The following is a 1215-nucleotide window of genomic DNA, read 5'->3' on the forward strand; positions in this document are numbered from 1 at the left end:
CGGCTTGTTTGAGGATGGCCATGATTTGGCTATCGGTAAAGCGGGAGGTTTTCATAGAATTTCCTTTAAATCAAACAACTTAGAAATTCTACTTTTAACTCAGGTTAAGGGGCGGGGGTATTACCGAGTCTTAGCATTGGCCTACCTGATGACCGAGAGCAAACAAGAGCTAAGAACATGGCCCAAGCAGTGGCTGGAAGCATTAAAAGTCAAATTCCCCAAAGAGACTCGTCAGCTTGCGTTGAGATCAGGAAATGGCTTAAGAGAGTTACTCATTCAAGAGAATGACTTTGAACAGGCAGTCAAAACATGTAATGATGGGCTGCTAGTAAGTCATCATGTCACTCTAGGTCAACTAAAAGTAACTGCAGAACGATTCATAAGCGATGTCATCGATCCGCTTGAGGACCAGGTTGGTAGATGAAATGTTCCAATTAAACTAATTTTTAATCGCAGATCATTTTCCAAAGTCATAGAAAAACCCCGGGGGTGAGCACTATTAAGAGGCTTGGGGATATTGTTGTGTTTATTGTACGGGCAAATAAAGACCATCTTACTTAATGAGCCTATTCAGCAAGACATGCAAAAGAACAGTGTAATATCTTAAAGAGCTCTGACCCCAAAATCGATGATAGCTTGCAAGACGGCCTTGTCCTCACCAACGGCCGTCGTAGCGCTTAAAGTAATTGCTGGGAATTTCTCCTGGCAAGCGGAGAGCAATACTGGAAAGTCATTGCGTAAATGACCGCCTTGCCCAAAAAAGACTGGCACTACCACCACCTCAGTAGCACCAGCGGCCACCTGAGAAGCAATTGCCTCTTCCAAACTGGGCTGCATTAACTCCAAGAAGGCTAATTCCACCCGTACGTCTGGGTTTTGCGACTTCCATAGGAAGGCCAAACGATCAAATGGCTCACGCCAGCGGCTATCTCGGGCGCCATGGCCAAACAGAATGAGGGCTTTCATATGGATCTTTATCGGGTTAGTAGAAAAGTTCTTTAAATAAATGCAATTAAATCACTTTAAAATAGAGCGATTAAATAGGCTAAGTTAGTAGCTCCCTATATTAACGAGCTGACCCGTCCTGAAATGGTAATCCCCCCATTTTTAACTTAAGCTAAAAGTAGAAGCTGGTACTGCAAGTGCTAGTTTTTGCTTTGGTGTAATTCCACCTAAGCCCATGTTCGGTCTTTCATGATTGTATGTCCACATCCA

At 43.6% G+C, this 1215-nt stretch carries 2 protein-coding genes; one reads left to right on the forward strand and one right to left on the reverse strand.

The window, feature by feature from the left end; all coding sequences use genetic code 11:
- Positions 1–424: hypothetical protein (locus ICN12_RS10735; RefSeq protein ID WP_216272500.1), on the forward strand; the 424-nt coding region annotated here is incomplete at its 5' end.
- A 179-nt stretch (positions 425–603) separates the two neighbouring features.
- Here ICN12_RS10735 and ICN12_RS10740 read toward each other — a convergent pair.
- Complete coding sequence (locus ICN12_RS10740; protein WP_216272501.1) at positions 604–966, reverse strand: sirohydrochlorin chelatase; 363 nt, start codon at positions 964–966, stop codon at positions 604–606.
- Positions 967–1215 lie beyond the last annotated feature (249 nt).

Origin of the sequence: Polynucleobacter sp. AM-25C3 (genome assembly GCF_018882335.1) — a bacterium.
GTDB lineage: Bacteria > Pseudomonadota > Gammaproteobacteria > Burkholderiales > Burkholderiaceae > Polynucleobacter.

Bases quoted from the DNA above. Each gene is read 5' to 3' on its own strand.
- ICN12_RS10740 (WP_216272501.1), bottom strand. From the start codon at position 966: ATGAAAGCCCTCATTCTGTTTGGCCATGGCGCCCGAGATAGCCGCTGG.